The organism is Cupriavidus sp. DL-D2 (genome assembly GCF_039710735.1).
In the GTDB taxonomy this organism is placed as follows: Bacteria; Pseudomonadota; Gammaproteobacteria; order Burkholderiales; family Burkholderiaceae; genus Cupriavidus.
This window is the reverse complement of the sequence record NZ_JBDKXK010000024.1, coordinates 52291-74601: the sequence shown is the minus strand read 5'-3', so window position 1 is coordinate 74601 and position 22311 is coordinate 52291. Positions and strand designations below refer to the sequence as shown.

Sequence of the window (22311 nt, the reverse complement as noted above, 5' to 3'; positions counted from 1 at the left end):
CCATGGCGCTGAATTCCGATATCTCCCTGCAGGATCTGACCGCGCAGTTCCGCGGCCTGAACCTGAACGAGCCCGAAACGTGGCCTACCGCCCCGCGCCTACTGTTCTCGGTTCTGGCCGCGGTGATCGTGCTGGTACTCGGCTGGCAGTTCTATTGGAGCGACAAGACCGCCGATCTTGATCGCCGTCATGCCGAGCACGAGACTCTCAAGACACAGTTCCGAAGCAAGGTGGCGCAGGTGGCCAACCTTGAAGCATTGCGCAAGCAGAAGGTGGAAGTGGAAAAGCGCGTAGCGCTTGCCGAACGCCAGTTGCCCAACAGTACCGAGATGGACGCGCTGCTCGCGGACGTGAACCACGCTGGTGTGGCGCGCGGCCTGCAGTTCGAACTGTTCAAGCCACAGGCGGCCATCATCAAGCCGTACTTTGCCGAGATTCCGGTCAACCTCAAGGTCACCGGCCGCTACCACGACGTTGCGTTGTTCAATGCGGACGTGGCGGCCCTGTCGCGGATCGTGTCGATGCGTAACCTGAACATGTCGGTGGCCAAGGACGGCACGCTTTCGATGGAAGGTGTGGCGATGGCCTATCGTGCGCTGGACCCGGACGAGCAGGCTGCACAACGCAAGGCGGCTGCCGATGCCGCGGCGAAGAAGAAGGGAGGTGCCAAGTGAGTCGCCTTCTCGAACGACGCCCCCCGGTTGCGCTGCATACCTTGGCGGCCGCGGCACTGGCGGTGCTCGCGCTGACCGGATGCGGTCCCAGCGAGGACGACGGCCTGAGGCTGTGGATGGACCAGACGCGTGCCGCGAAGGCGCCAGCGCCCGAGCCGCTGCCCGACGTCAAGCCTTACACGCCGCGCGAGTATGCCGGCCGCAGTTCGCCGGAGCCATTTGCGCAGACCAAGATCGGCGAGCTGAACAAGTCGATGACCGAGTCGCCGGAGGCCGGACGGCGACGCGAGCCGCTTGAAGACTATCCGCTGGAGAACTTCAAGATGCTCGGCATGCTGAAGAAAAACGGCGAGACCTACGGTGTCGTACGCGTAGATAACAAGATCCACCACGTCAAGGTGGGTCAATATCTCGGCCAAAGCTATGGCCGGGTCGTCCGCATCAACGATCAGGAGATCGTGTTGCGCGAATTGGTTCGGGAAGGGGTCTCAGATTGGAAAGAGAAAATGACCAGCCTGAAGCTGGAGGCATCCGCATGATCACCGCACGTTGGGTCAGGACGCTTTCGGGCGCGTCCGCTATGGCGCTGATGCTGGCCGCTCCGGCCGCATTTGCACAGAACAACCAGCTCAAACAGGTGGACGCCAACGTGGTTGGCGAGCAGACCGTGTTCACGGTCGACCTCAAGAGCCCGCTGGCGCAGAAGCCGGTGGATTTCACGACGCAGAATCCGTCGAAGATCGCGATCGATTTCTTCGATACCGGGTTTGTAGGGGGCCGGGCACAGTATGAGTACGCCGGCAAGCTGCTCAAGAGCGCCAACGTGATGCAGATCGGGGACCGCACCCGCGTGGTGCTGAACCTGAGTCGCAACGCGACGTATCGCACGGAAATTCGGGGCACGCAGTACGTGGTGTTGATGGACAACGTCACGCAGTCGGCTACCGCCGCCGCACCGACGTTCGCGCCATCGCCGACCGTGACCGCCGCCGTGGCGGCGAACCGTCCGTCGGTACGCAATATCGATTTCCGTCGCGCTGGCGAGAGTGCAGGCCGCGTGGTGGTGGACTTGTCCTCGCGCGATACCGGCATCAACATCCAGCAGCAGGGCCAGAACCTGGTCGTGGATTTCATGGGCACCTCGCTGCCGGCCGATCTGCGCCGCCGCTTCGATGTGACGGATTTCGGCACGCCGGTGCAAGGTCTGCGTGCCAACGATGCCAACGGCAGCGCTCGCCTCATCATCGAGCCGCGCGGCAACTGGGAATACAGCTCTTACCAGACCGACACCCAGTTCGTGGTGGAGGTGCGGCCGGTCAAGAACGATCCGAACAAGCTGATCGCCGGTCAGGGATATCGCGGCGAGAGGTTGTCGCTGAACTTCCAGAACATCGATATCCGGTCGCTGCTGCAGGTCTTTGCGGACTTCACGAACCTGAACATCATCACGAGCGACACGGTTCAGGGCAACCTGACGCTGCGCCTCAAGGATGTGCCGTGGGACCAGGCGCTCCAGATCGTGATGGACTCGAAGGGGCTGGCGTCGCGCCGCAACGGCAACGTGCTGTGGGTGGCGCCGAAGGCCGAGCTGGCCACGAAGGAAAAGCTCGAGCTTGAGTCGATGCAGCAGATCAACGAACTCGAGCCGATCCGCAGCCAGGTGTTCCAACTCAACTACCAGCGTGCCGACGATGTGCGCCGCATGCTGCTGGGGTTGCCGGTTGCGGGCAGTGGCGGCGGTGCTGCACCGGCGGGTGGTGCAGCGGGTGCCGCGAGCGTGACGCGCATGCTGTCGAAGCGCGGCTCGCTGACGGCGGATCCTCGTACGAACCAGCTGTTCGTGTCGGACATCGGCAGCAAGCTGGAAGAAGTGCAAGGCTTCCTGCAGAAGATCGACATTCCTGTACGCCAGGTCATCATCGAGGCGCGCATCGTCGAGGCGAGCGATACGTTCAGCCGCAATCTCGGTGTGAAGCTGGGTTTTGCCCTGCCGCGCTCGGGCAGCGCAATCGGCAATTCCTATCAGAACGTGGCCTCGCCATTCACGGCCGACAGCAAGTGGACCAACGCGCCGGCGCTGAGTTTGCCGGCAGCGGCGATCAATGGCGTGGACCCGGCATCGGTGGCGTTCAGCATCTTCAACGCCGGCGCAGGCCGCTTCCTGGATCTGGAAATCTCGGCGCTGGAAGCTGACGGCAAGGGCAAGATCATCTCCAGCCCGCGTGTCGTGACGGCAAACAACATCAAGGCGCTGATCGAGCAGGGTACCGAACTGCCGTACCAGTCGGCTACGTCGAGCGGCGCCACGTCGATCCAGTTCCGCAAGGCCAACCTGAAGCTGGAAGTCACGCCGCAGATCACGCCCGAAGGCAATGTGCTGCTGGACGTCGATGTGAACAAGGACAGTGTCGGTATCCAGACCGTCAACGGCTTTGCCATCGACACCAAGCACGTGCAGACCCAGGTGCTGGTCGACAACGGCGGCACGGTGGTGATTGGCGGTATCTACAGCCAGGACGAAAGCAACAACGTCAACAAGGTGCCCTTCCTGGGCGATATCCCGGTGATCGGCAACCTGTTCAAGAACAACGCCAAGGTCAACAACCGGACCGAGCTCCTGGTGTTCCTGACGCCGCGCATCCTGAACGATAACGTCTCCCTGAAATAGCCCGGTCCGGGTGCAGCACCAAGCCCGGATGCAGTAAACTGGCAGGCCGCGTCGCAACCCGACGCGGCCTTTTTCCTTTTGGCGGCGTCGTGGGCGGTATCGATGGCTGGCCGGGACGGGAGCCATGCAATGATGCACAATGGCGTTTGCATCACGTCGCGTCCCCTCCCAGGCGACCGCGCGTGCCCCGAGCCTTATCGTGCAAGACAGTCTCCTGTGACAGCCAATCGCCCGAACCTATTCTTTGTTGGCCTGATGGGCGCCGGCAAGACCACCGTGGGCCGCGCCGTAGCCCGACGCCTGAACTATCCGTTCTTCGATTCGGACCATGAACTCGAAGCGCGGTGTGGCGTGCGCATCCCGGTAATTTTCGATCACGAAGGTGAAGCCGGATTCCGGGACCGCGAGGAACACGCCATTGCAGAACTGACGTCGCGCAGCGGCATTGTGCTGGCAACCGGCGGCGGCGCCGTGCTGCGCGAGGCCAACCGGGCGGCCCTGAAGGCCAATGGCACGGTCGTCTACCTGCGCGCCAGCCCGCATGACCTGTGGCTGCGCACCCGGCATGACCGCAACCGTCCACTGCTGCAAACCGCCGATCCCAAGGGGCGCCTGGAAGCGCTCTACGCCGAGCGCGATCCGCTCTATCGGGAAGTGGCGGACTTCATTATCGAAACCGGCAAGCCGACCGTGGCACAGCTTGCTAATATGGTTCTCATGCAACTTGAAATGGCCGGCTTCACGCTTCCGCCCGTCGATACTGCCGCCGATTCGATTTCGGAAACGGACGAGCCAGACGGGCGCCCGGCCCAGGACACCCATTCATGATCACGCTGGAAGTCGATCTCGGGACGCGTAGCTACCCGATCCATATCGGCGGCGGCCTGCTGGACCGCGCCGAACTGCTGCAACCGCATGTGCGGGGGCAGCACGCTGTCATCGTCACCAACGAAACCGTGGGGCCACTGTACGCGGCGCACGTCGAGGCCGTGCTGGCGAAGCTCGGCAAGACCGTACGGACGGTGGTACTGCCCGACGGCGAGCGCTTCAAGCAGTGGGAAACGCTGAACCTTATCTTCGATGCGCTATTGCAGGCTGGCGCCGATCGCAAGACGACACTGATCGCACTGGGCGGCGGCGTGGTGGGCGACATGACGGGGTTTGCAGCCGCCTGCTATATGCGTGGCGTGCCGTTCGTGCAGATGCCGACTACGCTGCTGTCGCAGGTGGACTCGTCCGTGGGCGGCAAGACTGGTATCAACCACCCGCTCGGCAAGAACATGATCGGCGCGTTCCACCAGCCGAATGCTGTGATCGCCGATATCGACACGCTGCGAACGCTGCCGCCGCGGGAACTCGCAGCGGGGCTGGCCGAGGTCATCAAGCATGGTGCCATCGCCGATGCGGACTACTTCGGCTGGATCGAATCGAATATCGCCGGACTCAATGACTGCGACGTCGTGCTGATGGCCGAAGCCGTGCGCCGCTCGTGCGAGATCAAGGCAAGTGTGGTGGCGCAGGACGAGCGCGAAGGCGGCCTGCGCGCCATCCTCAATTTTGGGCACACGTTCGGCCATGCCATCGAAGCCGGCATGGGCTACGGCGAATGGCTGCACGGGGAGGCCGTGGGCTGCGGCATGGTGATGGCAGCGGACCTGTCGCATCGGCTGGGCTTCATCGACGTGCAGACCCGCGCGCGCATCCGCACGCTGACGCAAGCGGCCATGCTGCCCGTGGTGGCGCCGGACCTGGGCGTGGATCGCTATGTCGAACTGATGAAGGTGGACAAGAAAGCCGAAGCCGGCAGCATCAAGTTCATCCTGTTGCGCAAGCTGGGCGAAGCATTCATTACCACGGTGCCGGACCCCGATCTGCGCGATACGTTGCGCCACGCCGTCCTGAAACCGCCTACCGAGGCACCGGTCGCGTGAGCGACAGGTTATGCCTTGCAACCCCGAACCAGCCACGGATTAACGGATTGCCCGCATGACCACCGCTCCCCTGAAAGTCACACCCGCCGACCTCGACGCCCACCTCGCCCCGTATGCCGCGCTCTCTGCGCGGTCGCGCGGGCGCGTGCATGCGGAGCCGGCCTCGTCGTCGCGCAGCGAATTCCAGCGCGACCGCGATCGCGTCATCCACAGCACGGCCTTTCGCCGGCTCGAATACAAGACGCAGGTTTTCGTGAATCACGAGGGCGACCTGTTCCGCACGCGGCTCACGCACAGCCTGGAGGTGGCACAGATCGCGCGATCCATCGCCCGCAACCTGCGGCTGAACGAGGATCTGGTCGAGGCCATTTCGCTGGCGCACGATCTTGGGCACACGCCATTTGGGCACGCCGGACAGGATGCGCTCAATGGTTGCATGAAGAACCACGGAGGCTTCGAGCACAATCTGCAGAGCCTGTTGGTGGTGGACGAGCTGGAGGAGCGCTACGGGGGCTTCAACGGGCTGAACCTGACGTTCGAAACGCGCGAGGGCATCCTGAAGCATTGTTCGCGCGTGAACGCCGCTGCGCTGGGTGAGCTGGGGCGCCGCTTTCTGGAGGGGGCGCAGCCCTCGCTGGAGGCGCAACTGGCCAACCTGGCCGACGAGATCGCCTACAACAACCACGATATCGACGATGGCCTGCGGTCGGGTTTGCTGACCCTGGAGCAACTCGACGAGATCCCGATGTGGGGACGCCATCGCGCGGAGGTGATGGCGGCGTTCCCGGGTATCAACGGCAGGCGTGTGATCAATGAGACGGTGCGCCGTATGATCAACACGCTGATCGTCGATCTGATCGAGACCACGGGGCGCAATATCGTGGCGGCCAACCCGAAGACGATCGATGACGTACGCGCCGCCGGCCCGCTGGTGTCGTTCAGTCCGAAGGTGCATGAAGAGGCCCAGGCACTCAAGCGTTTCCTGTTCCGCCATTTGTATCGCCACTACCTGGTGATGCGGATGTCGGCCAAAGCCCAGCGCATTATTACCGACCTGTTCGGCGCATTCATTCAGGATCCGCGCCTCCTGCCGCCGCAATACCAGGCGGCGGGCCACGGCACCGATCAGCCACGGTTGATCGCGCACTATATCGCCGGCATGACGGACCGCTATGCCATCCGCGAGCATCGCCGCATCTTCGCAGTCAGCGAAAGCAACTGACTCGCCGGGGATGCATTGAAATAAACGGGGACAGATCAGGCTATCATTGGGGCCACCCAAGATCAGATAGCCGGATTGCCCCATGGCTCGCCTTCCCCGATTCTCTCCCCCTGACATGCCTGTGCTGGTGTTGCAGCGCGGGAACAACCGCCAGCCGGTGTTCCTCGGCACAGACGACTACCTGCATTACCTCGATTGCCTGCGCATGGCAGCCCGCGAACACGAGTTGTCGATCCACGCCTATGCATTGCGGCCCAACCATATCCACCTGGTCGCCACGCCCAAGGGGGCTGATTCGCTGAGCTTGACGATGCAAGCGGTGGGCCGGCGCTACGCTCGGCATTTCAATCGGGTGGCAGAGCGTACTGGCACCCTCTGGGAAGGACGGTTTCGCTCGGCGGTCATCGAACCCGGCCTCTGGATGATGCCCGCCATGCTCTATGTCGAGGGGAATGCGGTTCGTTCTGCCGATGTCTTGACGCCTGACGCCGACCGCTGGAGCAGCTATCGCCATCATGCCGGCATCGAAGCCAGTCCGCTTGTAAGCGATCACTCCGTGTATTGGGATCTCGGTAACACGCCATTCGAGCGTCAATCCAACTACCGGGCGCTGATGGCTGACGGCCTGTCCGGCAAGGCGCTCGCCACTCTGCAAAAACATGCCCATAGCGGCTGGCCGCTGGGTAGCGATGCGTTCCTGGCGCAGTTGGAGCGGCAGTCCACCCGGCGCGTGCAACCCCTTCCCAAAGGCCGGCCGCGCAAGGTGGGGGGCGAGGACGCGTTGACGGCGCCGTCGGAGCACGCACCAAGTTGAGGCATTTGTGCGCGAAATTTAATGTGTCCCCATTAATTGACCCTACAAAAATGGTGCGATTTTTAATGTGTTCTGACCCCATTTAAAAAATCTGCACGGTTAAGTCGATTCTCTTATAGTTGCCCCACCCACACAGTCATTGTGCGGCGCGTCACGCTCGTGTACGCCGCTGCGGTGCCTGCTTGCCACGCCCGATAAAGAGGCCCTGCAGCAGCCACCCCTACGGTCTGCACGCGCGCTGATTGCGCAGCCTTCACCGGAATTCAGCCCGTGGACCATACGCAACACCCCACCGCTTCTGATGCACTCGCCGCCCGCCCGCAGGCCCAGGGCCTGTATGACCCGACCAACGAGCACGACGCCTGCGGCGTCGGCATGGTCGCGCACATCAAAGGCAAGAAGTCCCACGAAATCGTTTCGCAGGGCTTGAAGATCCTGGAGAACCTGGATCACCGGGGCGCCGTGGGCGCTGACCCGCTGATGGGCGACGGGGCCGGCATCCTGATCCAGATTCCGGACCAGTTCTACCGCGAGGAAATGGCCAAGCAGGGCGTGACCCTGCCGCCGAACGGCGAGTACGGCGTGGGCATGATCTTTCTTCCGAAGGAACACGCGTCGCGTCTGGCCTGCGAGCAGGAACTCGAACGCACGGTGCGCCTGGAAGGCCAGGTCGTGCTGGGCTGGCGCGATGTGCCGGTGGACGCCAACATGCCGATGTCGCCGACGGTGCGCGAGACCGAGCCGGTCATCCGCCAGATCTTCATCGGTCGCGGCCGCGACATCATGACCACCGACGCGCTGGAACGTAAGCTCTACGTCATCCGCAAGACGGCCAGCCACGCCATCCAGGCGCTGAAGCTCAAGCACGGCAAGGAATACTTCGTGCCGTCGATGTCGGCCCGTACCGTGGTGTACAAGGGTCTGTTGCTGGCCAACCAGGTGGGCGAGTACTACCTGGACCTGCAGGATTCGCGCGCCGTGTCGGCACTGGCCCTGGTTCACCAGCGCTTCTCGACGAACACCTTCCCGGCCTGGGAACTGGCCCACCCGTACCGCATGGTTGCCCACAACGGCGAAATCAACACGGTCAAGGGCAACGTGAACTGGGTGAACGCGCGGACTGGCGCGATCTCGTCGCCCGTGCTCGGCGATGACCTGCCCAAGCTCTGGCCGCTGATCTATCCGGGCCAGTCGGACACGGCATCGTTCGACAACTGCCTCGAACTGCTGACGATGGCCGGCTACCCGCTCGTCCACGCCATGATGATGATGATCCCGGAAGCCTGGGAACAGCACACCATGATGGACGACAACCGTCGTGCCTTCTACGAATACCACGCCGCGATGATGGAGCCGTGGGACGGCCCCGCCGCCATCTGCTTTACCGATGGCCGCCAGATCGGCGCCACGCTGGACCGTAACGGCCTGCGTCCGGCCCGCTTCTATGTGACCGAGGACGATTTCGTCGTGCTGGCTTCGGAAGCTGGCGTGCTGCCGTTCCCGGAATCGCGCATCGTCCAGAAGTGGCGCCTGCAGCCGGGCAAGATGTTCCTGATCGACATGGAGCAGGGCCGCATCATCGACGACAAGGAACTCAAGGACAACCTGGCCAACGCCAAGCCGTACAAGAGCTGGATCGACGCCGTCCGCATCAAGCTGGACGAGATCGACGCCAAGCCGGAAGACGTGGCGGCCGAGAAGAAGCCGGTGTCGCCGCTGCTGGATCGCCAGCAGGCATTTGGCTACACGCAGGAAGACGTCAAGTTCCTGATGGCGCCGATGGCGCTGGCCGGCGAGGAAGCCACGGGCTCGATGGGCAATGACTCGCCGCTGGCCGTGCTGTCGTCGAAGAACAAGACGCTGTACCACTACTTCCGCCAGCTGTTCGCACAGGTGACCAACCCGCCGATCGACCCGATCCGCGAGAACATGGTGATGTCGCTGGTGTCGTTCATCGGTCCGAAGCCGAACCTGCTGGAACTGAACAACATCAACCCGCCGATGCGCCTCGAAGTGTCCCAGCCCGTGCTGGACTTCAAGGACATCGCCAAGATCCGCAACATCGAGCACTACACCGGTGGCAAGTTCCGTTCTTACGAACTGAACATCTGCTACCCGGTGGCGTGGGGCAAGGAAGGCATTGAAGCCCGCCTGGCATCGCTGTGCGCGGAAGCCGTGGACGCCGTGCGCTCGGGCTTCAACATCCTGATCGTGACGGACCGTCGCGTGGACGGTGGCGAGGTGGCGATTCCCGCGCTGCTGGCCACGTCGGCTATCCACCATCACCTGGTGGAGAAGGGCCTGCGTACGTCCGCCGGTCTGGTCGTGGAAACGGGTTCGGCCCGTGAAGTCCACCACTTCGCACTGCTGGCCGGCTACGGCGCGGAAGCCGTGCACCCGTACCTGGCGATGGAAACGCTGGCCGACATGGCCGCGGGCCTGTCGGGCGACCTGTCGCCGGAAAAGGCAGTCAAGAACTTCGTCAAGGCGATCGGCAAGGGCCTGTTCAAGGTGATGTCGAAGATGGGCATCTCCACGTACATGTCGTACACGGGCGCCCAGATCTTCGAAGCCATCGGTCTGTCGCGCGAACTGGTGCAGAAGTATTTCCACGGCACGCCGTCGAATGTCGAAGGTATCGGCATCTTCGAGGTGGCCGAGGAAGCGCTGCGCCTGCATCGCGATGCATTCGGCAACAACCCGGTGCTGGAGAGCATGCTCGACACGGGCGGCGAATACGCCTACCGCGTGCGCGGCGAAGAACACATGTGGACGCCGGACTCTATCGCCAAGCTGCAGCACTCGGTGCGTGCGGACGATGGCAAGGGCCAGTACCAGACGTACAAGGAATACGCGAACATCATCAACGACCAGAGCCGTCGCCACATGACGCTGCGCGGCCTGTTCGAGTTCAAGGTTGACCCGGCCCGCGCGATTCCGCTGGAAGAAGTGGAGTCCGCCAAGGAAATCGTGAAGCGCTTCGCCACGGGTGCGATGTCGCTCGGTTCGATCTCGACCGAAGCGCACGCAACGCTGGCCGTGGCGATGAACCGCATCGGCGGCAAGTCCAACACGGGCGAAGGCGGCGAGGACGAGAAGCGCTATCGCAACGAATTGCGCGGCATTCCCATCAAGCAGGGCGACACGTTCAAGAGCCTGCTGGGCGATCACGTCATCGAGAAGGACCTGGAACTGAAGGCTGGCGACTCGCTGCGCTCGAAGATCAAGCAGGTGGCGTCGGGCCGCTTCGGCGTCACGGCCGAGTACCTGGCTTCCGCCGACCAGATCCAGATCAAGATGGCGCAGGGCGCCAAGCCGGGCGAAGGCGGCCAGTTGCCGGGCCACAAGGTGTCCGACTACATCGGCAAGCTGCGTTACTCGGTGCCGGGCGTTGGCCTGATCTCGCCGCCGCCGCACCACGACATCTACTCGATCGAGGATCTGGCACAGCTGATCCACGACCTGAAGAACGTGAACCCGATGTCGGACATCTCGGTCAAGCTCGTGTCCGAAGTGGGCGTGGGCACCGTGGCGGCCGGCGTGGCGAAGGCCAAGGCTGACCACGTGGTGATCGCCGGCCATGACGGTGGCACGGGCGCATCGCCGTGGTCGTCGATCAAGTACGCCGGATCGCCGTGGGAACTGGGTCTGGCCGAAACGCAGCAGACGCTGATGCTGAACGGCCTGCGCAACCGCATTCGCGTGCAGGCTGACGGCCAGATGAAGACGGGCCGCGACGTGGTGATCGGCGCGCTGCTGGGCGCCGACGAGTTCGGCTTTGCCACGGCACCGCTGGTGGCCGAGGGCTGCATCATGATGCGCAAGTGCCACCTGAACACCTGCCCGGTGGGCGTGGCCACGCAAGACCCGGCGCTGCGCAAGAAATTCCAGGGCAAGCCCGAGCACGTGGTGAACTTCTTCTTCTTCGTTGCAGAGGAAGCCCGCGAGATCATGGCGCAACTGGGTATCCGCACGTTCGACGAACTGATCGGCCGCGCTGACCTGCTCGACACGCGCGGTGGCATCGAACACTGGAAGGCACGCGGCCTGGACTTCAGCCGCATCTTCTACCAGGCACCGTTCCCGGCGGATGTGCCGCGTTACCACACCGACGTGCAGGACCACGGCCTGTCGGTGGAAGCCGGCAAGGCGCTGGACCACACGCTGATCGCCAAGGCGCGTCCTGCCATCGACAAGGGTGAGCGCGTCTCGTTCATTCAGCCGGTCAAGAACGTGAACCGCACGGTGGGCGCGATGCTGTCCGGCGTGATTGCCAAGCAGTACGGTCACGAGGGCCTGCCCGACGATACCGTCCACATCCAGTTCCAGGGCACGGCCGGCCAGTCGTTCGGCGCGTTCCTGGCGCACGGTGTGACGATCGACCTCGTCGGCGATGCCAATGATTACGTGGGCAAGGGCCTGTCCGGCGGCCGCGTGATCGTGCGTGCCCCGCACGAGTTCCGTGGCGACCCGACGCGCAACATCATCGTCGGCAACACGGTGCTGTACGGCGCGCTGGCTGGAGAAGCATTCTTCAACGGCGTGGGCGGCGAGCGTTTCGCGGTGCGTAACTCGGGCGCCACGGCAGTTGTGGAAGGCACGGGCGACCACGGTTGCGAGTACATGACCGGCGGCACGGTGGTGGTGCTGGGTGGTACGGGCCGTAACTTCGCGGCTGGCATGTCGGGTGGCCTGGCCTACGTCTATGACGAGGACGGCCTGTTCGACAAGCGCTGCAACACGGCGATGGTGGCACTCGATCCGGTGCTCGCCTCGGCGGACCAGCAGAAGGAGCAGCCGGAATCGCAGTGGCACAAGTTCGATGGCAAGCGCCAGCTGGACGAAGTGATCCTGCGCAACCTGATCGAGCAGCATTTCCGCTACACCGGTTCGGAGCGCGCCAAGGCGCTGCTGGCCGACTGGGCAACGGCACGCCGCAAGTTCGTCAAGGTCTTCCCGACCGAGTACAAGCGCGCGCTGGGCGAGATGTACGCCAAGGAGCAGGCCGCACGCGACAACGATCGCGAAGCGGTAGCCGCCTGATCGGGCAGCCCCACGAGAGGGCGCCTGCGGCCACGGGCCGCGGCGCCGACAAGATACTGACCCCACGCGAGGCTGGCCCGGCCGCCTCGCGCCAAGCAAGACCAAGGATGCAACATGGGTAAGGCGACTGGCTTTCTCGAATTTCCGCGCCAGAACGAAGGCTACGAACCGGTAGTCAAGCGGGTGAAGCACTACAAGGAGTTCGTGTTCGCGCTGTCGGACAACGAAGCGAAGCTCCAGGGTGCGCGCTGCATGGACTGCGGAATTCCGTTCTGCAACAACGGCTGCCCCGTCAACAACATCATTCCCGACTTCAATGACCTGGTGTATCGCCAGGACTGGAAGTCGGCGATCGAGGTGCTGCACCAGACCAACAACTTCCCCGAGTTCACGGGCCGCATCTGCCCGGCACCGTGCGAGGCAGCCTGCACGCTCGGCATCAACGAACTGCCGGTGGGCATCAAGTCGATCGAGCACGCGATCATCGACAAGGCCTGGGAAGAAGGCTGGGTCGCACCGCAGGTAGCCAAGCACAAGACCGGCAAGACCGTGGCCGTGGTGGGTTCGGGCCCGGCGGGCATGGCCGCTGCGCAGCAACTGGCGCGCGCCGGTCACGACGTGACCGTGTTCGAGAAGAACGACCGCGTGGGTGGCCTGCTGCGGTATGGCATCCCCGACTTCAAGATGGAAAAGACGCTGATCGACCGCCGCATCGAGCAGATGCAGTCGGAAGGCGTGACGTTCCGCACGGGCGTGATGGTGACCGATGGTGACAAGCTGCCGGCCGGCATCAAGAACTACGCTCGCGAAACGGTGACTGCGCAGGCGCTGATGGACCAGTTCGACGCCGTGGTGCTGGCGGGCGGCTCCGAAGTGCCGCGCGATCTGCCGGTGCCGAACCGCGATCTGGATGGCGTGCACTACGCGCTGGAATTCCTGATTCCGCAAAACAAGGAAGTGGCCGGCGACGGCGCCAACGAGATCCGTGCCGAAGGCAAGCACGTGATCGTGATCGGTGGCGGCGATACGGGCTCTGACTGCGTGGGTACGTCGAACCGCCATGGCGCGGTGTCGGTGACGCAGTTCGAACTGCTGCCGCAGCCGCCGGAAGAAGAGAACAAGCCGCTGGTGTGGCCGTACTGGCCGATCAAGATGCGCACGTCGTCGTCGCACGACGAAGGCTGCTCGCGCGACTGGTCGGTGGCCACCAAGGAATTCATCGGCGAGAACGGCAAGGTCACGGCGCTGAAGGCGTGCCGCGTGGAATGGAAGGACGGACGCATGCAGGAAGTGCCGGGCAGCGAGTTCGTGCTCAAGGCCGATCTGGTGCTGCTGGCAATGGGCTTCACGAACCCGGTAGGTTCGGTGCTCGAAGCGTTTGGCGTGGATACCGACGCTCGCAAGAACGCCAAGGCATCGACCGAAGGCGAGCGCGCGTATCACACCAACGTGCCGAAGGTCTTCGCCGCCGGCGACGTCCGTCGCGGCCAGTCGCTCGTGGTCTGGGCCATCCGCGAAGGCCGTCAGGCCGCGCGTTCGGTGGATGCGTTCCTGATGGGATATTCGGAACTGCCGCGGTAAGCATCAACCGGTGCCTCCGGTTTTCGCCCCTCTCCCACCGTGTGGGAGAGGGGAGCCAGACGGCGGGTGATGAATTTACAGCCCACACTCCATCAACACCGCCCCCTCCCCATACGTCGCCAGCTTCGCGCCAAGCGAATGCCTCGCCACCGGCGCGTACCCAAGCTTGCGCCAGAATCCATCGGCATCCTGTACGGCGACCAGCCGTGAAGACCGCAGGCCCGCATTCCACGCCACCTCGCGCGCCGCCTCGTAGAGCTGCGCCGCCAGACCCGCCCCACGCCCGATCGGCGCTACGGCCATGTCATGCACGAACCACGTCAGCGATTCGCTATCGCGCCAGTCCCGCGCGAGTGCGCCATTCCATGGCGGCAACGATGTCTCGGGCCAGGCGTGCGTGAACAGATAGGCGGCCAATGTCCCATCGGGCAATCCGGAGATCCAGCAAGTGGAGGGCGAGAGGTCCAGTCGGCTCGCCAGCGCCGCGGCAGTTTCCACGAGCGCGGCGCCATAGCATTGCGCCTGGATATCGAGCACGGCGGGCAAGTCGGCGGCGCGCATCGGCCGCAGCGTGAATTCTGACTTCGGATGCATCGGCGGATTATACGAGCGCTCACATTGGGGTCCGCCCTGAGAGCGTTTACGTGTCTGTGCCGCGCCCGCTCTTCTTCTTAGAATTTCCACAGAACATAACAAAAGAAACTGCCTCGAGAATCCCTTTCAGCCGAACTGGTGCCGCTGCGGTGGGCTGCGGCCCGGAGGAAATTGATGACCGAAGTACGCGTTTGTATGCGGCTTTGGCGAGGTCAAGCGAAGTTGCCAATACTCGCTGCCAAGTGGTTGGGGTGTGCAGTTGTCTGCCTGAGCGGCATGACGACGGTCCTCGCTCAGCCTCCTGCTTTCGCCCAGCTTGCGAGCATTCCGCACAGCTCCCGCGCGGAATTGCAGAATCGCCAGATATCTTTCCCGGCGCGGTCGCTGCGCATGATCGTGCCATTCCCGGCCGGCAGTGTGGCCGATGCCGTCGCGCGCCTGCTCGCCGAGCGGCTGGAGGTACGGCTGGCGGTGCCTGTCGAAGTGGATAACCGTCCGGGTGCATCGGGCACCATGGCCGGCGACCTCGTGGCCAAGGCCAGTTCCGATGGGCACACGCTATTGTTCCATCAGGCCAACATGCTGATCCAGCCAGGGCTGGAGCCCGTGCCTTACGACGTGATGCGCGACTTCACGCCCGTGGCCCGGGTGGCTGCCACGCCGCTGTTTCTCGTCATCGACGGACGGCTGCCGATGACGACGTCGCAGCAGTGGGTTACCGCTGTGCGCTCGAATCCGGCGTCGTACAGCTACGGCTATGGTCAGCCCGGGAGTCCATCCCATCTCTATGCCGAGTACGCGGTGCGCAGCGTCTCGAACGGTGTGCCGCTGGTCACCGCCAAGGGCGAGAATGCCGTCGTCCAGGAAATGCTGGCGGGCCGCATCAGCGCCTGTTTCTGTTCGTGGACGGCCGTGCAGAGTCATGTGCGATCAGGCGCACTCAAGATACTTGGCGTGGCTGGGCCGCTGCGGTCGCCGCTGGCGCCGCAAGTGCCCACGCTGCAAGAGTCGGGCCTCGATGGCTATGGCGCCCTGGCGTGGTACGGCGTCATGGCCCCTGCCAAGACGCCACGAGCCATTGTCGCCCGCCTGGCCGGCGAGTTGGACAACGTGACAAACGAGCGGGACGTGCAGACCCAGTTGCTGGCTGCCGGGCTCACGCCGGTGCGGGATTCGCCCGAGGCTTTCGCCACGGCCATCCGGTCGGAATCGGTACAGTGGCAGGTCATCATGAGGCAAGGCGGGACACGCGCTGAACCCTGAATGCGGCCCGGCTGGTACGCCTCCCGAGGGCAGGTGGCGCGTAGTCCGCATCTGCAGATGCCACCTCGTTTCCCACCGGATGCCGATTGTTGTCGTGCTGGCAATGGTGAGATCACCACACGGGACAGTGACCGGTAGGTAGTAGCCCTTATAATGGCGACCTGCCTAAAACCGGTGACATTGTGAGCGCTACCGTGCCGAACCCTGCTGGCCAGCTTGCTACCGGCCCGAACATCGTCGAACTCACGGACGTCGATTTCGCGTATGCCGATGGCGCCACGCCCATACTTTCCGGGCTTTCGATGCGTTTTCCGCGTGGAAAGGTCGTAGCGGTCATGGGCGGATCGGGCTGCGGCAAGACCACCGTGATGCGGCTGATCGGCGGCATGGTGCGCCCCCAACGAGGCCGTGTGACGTTCAATGGCGCCGATATCGACACCATGGATCAGCCCGGTCTCTATGCCGTGCGGCGTCAGATGGGCATGCTCTTTCAGTTCGGGGCCCTGTTCACTGACCTCTCCGTCTTCGATAATGTGGCGTTTCCACTACGCGAGCACACTGATCTGCCCGCGTCGATGATTCGTGATCTGGTGCTGATGAAGCTGAATGCCGTAGGGCTGCGCGGTGCGCGGGACCTGATGCCGGCACAGATCTCGGGCGGTATGGCACGGCGGGTGGCGCTGGCCCGGGCGATTGCCCTGGATCCGGCGCTGCTGATGTACGACGAGCCGTTCGCCGGACTCGACCCGATCTCGCTGGGCCTGACGGCCAACCTGATCCGCAACCTGAATGACGCGCTGGGCGCCACCACGATCATCGTCTCGCACGATGTGCAGGAGACGTTCCAGATCGCGGACTACGTGTATTTCATTGCCAACGGCGGTATCGCGGCCGAAGGCGTGCCAGAGGAGCTGCGCCGGTCGGAAGATCCGTTCGTGCGCCAGTTTGTCCGTGCCGAGGCGGACGGCCCGGTGCCATTCCACTATGCCGGCCCCTCGTTGGCCGAAGATTTTCTCGCCGGAGGCTCGCGTTGACCGGCTTCTTCATCTCCATCGGCGCCGCGCTGCGCCAGTTCGTGGGTGGCCTGGGCCGAGCGACGCGCATGTTCGTGGCATTGCTGGCGCTATCGCCTGCGCTCTTCCGCCGTTTCCGGCTGGTGACCGATCAGGTGTTCTTCGTGGGCAACCTGTCCCTGCTGATCATCGCGGTGTCGGGGCTGTTCGTCGGATTCGTGCTGGGCTTGCAGGGCTACTACACGCTGAACCGGTACGGCTCGGAACAGGCGCTGGGGCTGCTCGTGGCGCTCTCGCTGGTGCGCGAGCTGGGTCCGGTGGTGTCGGCGCTGCTGTTTGCGGGCCGCGCCGGTACGTCGCTGACGGCCGAGATCGGCCTGATGAAAGCGGGCGAGCAACTTACGGCCATGGAAATGATGGCCGTGAATCCGCTGCAACGCGTGATAGCGCCGCGCTTCTGGGGTGGCGTGATTGCCATGCCGGTCCTGGCGGCCATTTTCAGCGCCGTGGGCATCCTGGGCGGCTATGTCGTGGGTGTGCAGTTGATCGGCGTGGATGCCGGCGCGTTCTGGTCGCAGATGCAGGGCGGTGTCGATGTGCGCGCCGACGTGCTCAATGGCGTGATCAAGAGCTTCATCTTTGGTGTCGCGGTGACGTTCATTGCGTTGTACCAGGGGTTTGAGGCCAACCCGACGCCTGAAGGGGTATCGCGCGCCACGACGCGCACCGTGGTGATGGCGTCGCTGGCCGTGCTGGGGCTGGATTTCCTGCTGACCGCGCTGATGTTCAGCTAAAGCATTCCAAAAGAGACTCGCATGAAGAAAAATTCGCTCGATTACTGGGTGGGGCTGTTTGTGGTGGTGGGCTTTGCTGCACTGCTGTTCCTGGCGCTCAAGGCCGGCAACCTGAGCAGCTTTTCGTTCCAGGACACCTATACGGTAACCGCCAACTTCGACAATATCGGCGGCCTGAAGCCGCGCGCACCGGTCAAGAGCGCGGGTGTGGTGGTGGGCCGTGTGTCGTCGATCACGTTCGACGACAAGGAATACCTGGCCAAGGTGACGATGCACCTGGACAAGCGCTTCGAATTCCCGAGAGATACCTCGGCCAAGATTCTGACCTCGGGCCTGCTGGGCGAGCAGTACATCGGGCTCGAAGCGGGCGGCGACGACAAGATGCTGGCGCAGGGCAGCAAGATCACGATGACCCAGTCCGCCGTGGTGCTCGAGAACCTGATCGGTCAGTTCCTCTATAACAAGGCCGCGGATGCGGGCGGCGGCAGCTCGCCGGCCCCCGCCTCGACGCCGGCCACCCCTTCTTCTTCGACGGATACGTCCGGCTCGGGCGCGGCAGCCTTGCCTGCGGCGCCGGGGCTTGGCGGCAGCAAATGAGTTCCTATCAACGCCTGATCGCGGCCTCCGTTGCCGCCTTTGCCCTGGCGGGTTGCGCCACGGGTCCCCAAGCCAACCCGGCCGATCCGCTGGAACCCTTCAATCGCGGCGTCAGCACGTTCAACGACAACCTCGACCGCTACGCGCTGAAGCCGGTGGCCGAGGGTTACCAGAACGTCGTGCCTTCGCCGGTGCGCACGGCAGTAGGCAATTTCTTCTCCAACATCAGCGATGTCTACTCGGCCGGCAACAACCTGCTGCAGGGCAAGCCGACGCGTGCGATGGAAGACACGATGCGCGTGGCCATCAACAGCGTGCTGGGTATCGGTGGCCTGATCGACATCGCCACGCCGGCTGGCCTGCCCAAGTACAAGGAAGATTTTGGCCAAACACTGGGGGTCTGGGGTGTGCCGACGGGCCCATACCTGGTGCTGCCGCTGTTCGGGCCGAGCAGCGTGCGCGACGCGTCGGGCATGGTGGTGGACCGTTTCATGGATCCCACCTTCTATATCTCGCCGTGGACCGCCAGCCTTGCAGTATCGGGGGTTCGCGTGGTCGACGGCCGGGCACAGTTGCTGGGTGCGTCCAACCTGATCGAGGCCGCGGCGCTGGACAAGTACTCGTTCCTGCGCGATTCGTACCTGCAGCGCCGCCAGTACCTGATCTATGACGGCAATCCGCCGAAGTCCAAGGACGACGAGGATGACGGAGACGACAAGCCGGCACCGAAGGACGATGGCGCGGCACCCACCACGACGAGCGCTGGCTGATCCGGCGCCAGCCCAGTCTAGTCAAGGACGTGCGGCGCTGTGAGCGCGCTGTCAGCCCTGAAACAAAGTGTTTGAAAGTGGTGTCTCAGGCATGATTCGGGCAGCGCCCCGACGGCGCCTATGTTTCAATGAGCCCGTCCCGGCGCCGTGTCTGGTGTACCGGGAGGGCGTGGCCCTGCCGATATTGCAGTGTCACCACAATGAAAAGAGGAAAATTCACATGCTCAAGCGAGTTCTGCTTCCATTCCTGACTGTCCTGGCATTCTCGGGCGCCGCACAGGCCCAGGCCATCGACACTGCCACGCCGGACGGTCTGGTCAAGACCGTCGTGAACGACGTGATGGCGACCGTGCAGGCCGACAAGGACATGCAGGCTGGCAACATCGGCAAGATCACGCAACTTGTGGAACAGAAGATCCTGCCGCATGCCGATTTCACGCGCACCACGCAGATCGCCATGGGCCGTAACTGGTCGAAAGCGTCGCCCGAGCAGCAAAAAGTGATCGCCGACGAGTTCAAGACGTTGCTGATCCGTACCTACGCAGGCGCCATCGCGCAGATCCGCGACCAGAAGGTGCAGTTCCGTCCGTACCGTGGCACCGCAGAGGACACCGACGCGACGATCCGTACGCAGGTCATCAACAAGGGCGAGCCGATCCAGATGGATTACCGCCTTGAGAAGACCGCTGCAGGCTGGAAAGTCTATGACATCAACGTGCTGGGCGCGTGGCTGACCGAAGCCTACAAGGGCAGCTTCAACACGATTGCTACCCAGCAGGGTATCGACGGCATCATCAAGACGCTGCAGGACCGCAACCGCCAGTTGGCCAACGCCAAGGGCTGACTGTCCATGTGACGCTGGAAACCGTTGCGCCGCAACATGGCGCGCGGATCTGGTCTACAATGGCCGCTCGCTCCCGCCTGTTGCACTTTTTTGTTTGCAGGCGGGAGTTTCGATTCCTCTCCCGAAGCCTCCCTGATCCCATGCCAGCCTTTGGCTCCTCGCTGACCAACCGCAACGCCGCCGACGTGCTGCGTGACGGGCTGTCGCATGTGCGGCAGGGCGACGTGACGGTGGATTGCAGTGCGCTGACCCACGTCGATTCGTCGGCCGTGGCCGTGCTGCTGGCGTGGCAGCGTGCTGCCGAGCAACGTGGCCAGACACTGGCGCTCCAGGGTGTGCCACCGCAGTTGCAGTCGCTGGCCAGCCTTTACGGCGTCGACACCCTGCTGGGTCTGTCCGCCGGCGCCACCCTCCCGCAGCACCACCACCACCGACATTGAACCGGCATCCGTTGCCGTGCGCGGACTCAAGCGCGCGGTCATGCGATGCCACGGCGTCGGGCCTGGCCCGCCGTCGCGCAGGTCAGAGCGGGAGAACCCCCGCATCCCCTATAATTCCGGGTTGTTCGTCCCCAAGTCGCCCCCAACTGCCCTGAGACCGTTCCCTCAGGTGCTTCGCGGCTAACCTCAGGGTCGCTTCCCAACTCCAAGAGAGGCCCGGCCGTGCAAGCGGCCCCGTCCCAACATCTGGCCATGAAAGCCATCGAAATTACCGATGTCCGCAAGCGCTACCGCAACTTGCAGGCGCTCAAGGGCGTCAGTTTCAGCGTCGAGCGTGGCGAGTTTTTCGGCCTGCTCGGTCCCAACGGCGCCGGCAAGACCACGCTGATCTCGATCCTCGCGGGCCTGAATCGCGCCGATTCGGGGGCGGTCAGCGTGCTGGGTCACGATGTGGTGGACGATTACCGCATGGCGCGGCGCATGCTGGGCGTGGTACCGCAGGAACTGGTGTTCGACCCGTTCTTCACCGTGCGCGAGACGCTGCGGCTGCAGTCGGGCTATTTCGGGTTGTCGCGTAACGACGACTGGATCGACGAGATCATGGCCAACCTGGATCTCACCAACAAGGCCGACAGCAACATGCGCCAGCTCTCGGGCGGCATGAAGCGCCGCGTGCTGGTGGCGCAGGCGCTGGTGCATCGCCCGCCCGTGATCGTGCTCGACGAGCCGACGGCCGGCGTGGACGTGGAACTGCGCCAGACCCTGTGGAAGTTCATCTCGCGCCTGAACCGCGAAGGCCACACGATCATCCTGACCACGCACTATCTGGAAGAAGCCGAGGCGCTGTGCGATCGCATCGCGATGCTCAAGTTCGGCGAGGTGGTGGCGCTGGACCGTACCAGCAGCCTGCTGAACCAGTTCGCCGGGTTGCAACTCGTCCTGACACTTTCGAAGGGTACGCTGCCGGCGGAACTCGAAGCACTGCGCACGCAGGGCAACCCGGGCGAGCGGGCGCATCGCCTGCGCCTGTCGGGCTATGAGGCCGTGGAGCCGATCCTGGGCGCGCTGCGCGCCGCCGGATGCGAAATCGAAGACATGGAAATCAGCAAGGCCGACCTGGAGGATGTATTCGTGCAGATCATGCGCCGTGAGGGCGAGATGCCCGGCAGCCTGCCGAATTCCGCCATGGAGGCCGCGGCATGAAGAACCCCGTCGACGTGGATGTGACCCAGCAGCAACGGCTGGATGCGATGGCCGTGGGCGGGCTGGTGGGCTTCCGCACGCTGCTCTACAAGGAAGTGCTGCGTTTCTGGAAGGTCGCCTTCCAGACCGTGGCCGCGCCGGTGCTGACCGCCGTGCTGTACCTGCTGATCTTCGGCCATGTGCTCGAAGGCCGCGTGCGCGTCTATGACCAGATCAGCTACACCGCATTCCTGGTGCCTGGCCTGGTGATGATGAGCGTGCTGCAAAATGCGTTCGCGAACAGTTCTTCGTCGCTGATCCAGTCCAAGATCACCGGCAATCTCGTATTTATCATGCTGCCGCCGCTGTCGCACTGGGAGATGTTCGGCGCCTATGTGGTGGCGTCGATCATCCGCGGACTCAGCGTGGGCCTGGGCGTGCTGCTGGTGACGGCATGGTTTGCCAACCTGCACTTCGCCCATCCGTTCTGGATCCTGCTTTTCGGTCTGGGCGGTGCGGGCATCCTGGGCACGCTGGGGCTGATCGCCGGCATCTGGGCGGAGAAATTCGATCAACTGGCCGCGTTCCAGAACTTCCTGATCATGCCGGCAACGTTCCTGTCCGGCGTGTTCTATTCGATTCATTCCCTGCCGCCGTTCTGGCAGGCGGTGTCGCACGCCAATCCGTTCTTCTACATGATCGACGGATTCCGCTACGGCTTCTTCGGCGTGTCCGACGTGCCGCCGATGTACAGCCTGGCCGTGGTGGCGGTGGCATTCGTCGTGCTGGCCGCGCTGGCGCTGCACCTGCTGCGCAAGGGTTACAAGCTGCGGCATTGATCGACGTCGATCCGCCGCCATTCACTGATTACATTTGAGACA

At 63.8% G+C, this 22311-nt stretch carries 19 protein-coding genes; 18 read left to right on the top strand and 1 reads right to left on the bottom strand.

The features are described from left to right. Positions 1–2: 2 nt before the first annotated feature. The 9 genes from pilO to ABDB81_RS15225 all read left to right on the top strand — a co-directional run bounded on the left by pilO (position 3) and on the right by ABDB81_RS15225 (position 13933). Positions 3–674 carry a type 4a pilus biogenesis protein PilO gene (gene pilO, locus ABDB81_RS15265; RefSeq protein WP_137925283.1) on the top strand — a complete coding sequence of 224 codons (672 nt, stop codon included), beginning with the start codon at positions 3–5 and terminating at the stop codon, positions 672–674. Next, positions 671–1213, top strand: coding sequence for a pilus assembly protein PilP (locus tag ABDB81_RS15260; protein ID WP_346811902.1), 543 nt, complete (start codon positions 671–673; stop codon positions 1211–1213). Before pilO ends, ABDB81_RS15260 begins: the two co-directional genes overlap by 4 nt. Beyond that, positions 1210–3342: a type IV pilus secretin PilQ gene (gene pilQ / locus ABDB81_RS15255; RefSeq protein WP_346811900.1), complete on the top strand. Its 2133-nt coding sequence runs from the start codon at positions 1210–1212 to the stop codon at positions 3340–3342. Before ABDB81_RS15260 ends, pilQ begins: the two co-directional genes overlap by 4 nt. Positions 3343–3558: 216 nt before the next feature. Beyond that, on the top strand, positions 3559–4170 hold the full coding sequence (locus ABDB81_RS15250; RefSeq protein ID WP_137925286.1) for a shikimate kinase: 612 nt from the start codon (positions 3559–3561) through the stop codon (positions 4168–4170). Next, positions 4167–5273, top strand: a complete 1107-nt coding sequence (gene aroB / locus ABDB81_RS15245) for a 3-dehydroquinate synthase (protein ID WP_346811898.1) — start codon at positions 4167–4169, stop codon at positions 5271–5273. Before ABDB81_RS15250 ends, aroB begins: the two co-directional genes overlap by 4 nt. 55 nt (positions 5274–5328) lie before the next feature. Then, positions 5329–6495, top strand: coding sequence for a deoxyguanosinetriphosphate triphosphohydrolase (locus tag ABDB81_RS15240; protein ID WP_137925288.1), 1167 nt, complete (start codon positions 5329–5331; stop codon positions 6493–6495). An 82-nt stretch (positions 6496–6577) separates the two neighbouring features. After that, positions 6578–7309: a transposase gene (locus ABDB81_RS15235; RefSeq protein ID WP_137925289.1), complete on the top strand. Its 732-nt coding sequence runs from the start codon at positions 6578–6580 to the stop codon at positions 7307–7309. Between the two features lie 375 nt (positions 7310–7684). Beyond that, entirely contained in the window at positions 7685–12352 is a 4668-nt protein-coding gene (locus tag ABDB81_RS15230; protein WP_202126800.1) for a glutamate synthase-related protein, read from the top strand. A 114-nt stretch (positions 12353–12466) separates the two neighbouring features. Beyond that, positions 12467–13933: a glutamate synthase subunit beta gene (locus tag ABDB81_RS15225; RefSeq protein ID WP_137925291.1), complete on the top strand. Its 1467-nt coding sequence runs from the start codon at positions 12467–12469 to the stop codon at positions 13931–13933. Positions 13934–14008: 75 nt separating this feature from the next. On the opposite strand, the gene ABDB81_RS15220 is transcribed toward ABDB81_RS15225, so the two are convergent. Beyond that, positions 14009–14527 (bottom strand): GNAT family N-acetyltransferase, encoded by a 519-nt coding sequence (locus ABDB81_RS15220; protein ID WP_346811897.1) that lies wholly within the window; start codon positions 14525–14527, stop codon positions 14009–14011. Positions 14528–14701: 174 nt separating this feature from the next. Between ABDB81_RS15220 and ABDB81_RS15215 the strand changes: the two genes are divergently transcribed. From ABDB81_RS15215 to ABDB81_RS15175, 9 genes are all read left to right on the top strand, one after another. Continuing rightward, complete coding sequence (locus tag ABDB81_RS15215) at positions 14702–15790, top strand: tripartite tricarboxylate transporter substrate binding protein (protein WP_160473061.1); 1089 nt, start codon at positions 14702–14704, stop codon at positions 15788–15790. A 194-nt stretch (positions 15791–15984) separates the two neighbouring features. After that, positions 15985–16824, top strand: coding sequence for an ABC transporter ATP-binding protein (locus ABDB81_RS15210; protein WP_346811895.1), 840 nt, complete (start codon positions 15985–15987; stop codon positions 16822–16824). Beyond that, positions 16821–17597 carry a lipid asymmetry maintenance ABC transporter permease subunit MlaE gene (mlaE, locus tag ABDB81_RS15205; protein ID WP_137925294.1) on the top strand — a complete coding sequence of 259 codons (777 nt, stop codon included), beginning with the start codon at positions 16821–16823 and terminating at the stop codon, positions 17595–17597. The genes ABDB81_RS15210 and mlaE overlap by 4 nt, the downstream gene beginning before the upstream one ends. A 21-nt stretch (positions 17598–17618) precedes the next feature. Next, positions 17619–18194, top strand: a complete 576-nt coding sequence (gene mlaD / locus ABDB81_RS15200; protein ID WP_137925295.1) for an outer membrane lipid asymmetry maintenance protein MlaD — start codon at positions 17619–17621, stop codon at positions 18192–18194. Beyond that, a complete protein-coding gene (locus ABDB81_RS15195) occupies positions 18191–18964 on the top strand; it encodes a VacJ family lipoprotein (protein WP_137925296.1) in 774 nt (257 codons plus the stop codon). Before mlaD ends, ABDB81_RS15195 begins: the two co-directional genes overlap by 4 nt. A 220-nt stretch (positions 18965–19184) precedes the next feature. After that, positions 19185–19808 carry an ABC transporter substrate-binding protein gene (locus ABDB81_RS15190; protein ID WP_137925297.1) on the top strand — a complete coding sequence of 208 codons (624 nt, stop codon included), beginning with the start codon at positions 19185–19187 and terminating at the stop codon, positions 19806–19808. Between the two features lie 140 nt (positions 19809–19948). Further along, the gene (locus tag ABDB81_RS15185) at positions 19949–20248 is read left to right on the top strand and encodes an STAS domain-containing protein (protein WP_137925298.1); all 300 of its coding nucleotides are present in this window, start codon (positions 19949–19951) and stop codon (positions 20246–20248) included. A 252-nt stretch (positions 20249–20500) separates the two neighbouring features. After that, positions 20501–21451 carry an ABC transporter ATP-binding protein gene (locus tag ABDB81_RS15180; RefSeq protein WP_346811893.1) on the top strand — a complete coding sequence of 317 codons (951 nt, stop codon included), beginning with the start codon at positions 20501–20503 and terminating at the stop codon, positions 21449–21451. A gap of 47 nt (positions 21452–21498) precedes the next feature. Then, positions 21499–22269 carry an ABC transporter permease gene (locus ABDB81_RS15175; protein WP_346811932.1) on the top strand — a complete coding sequence of 257 codons (771 nt, stop codon included), beginning with the start codon at positions 21499–21501 and terminating at the stop codon, positions 22267–22269. Positions 22270–22311 lie beyond the last annotated feature (42 nt).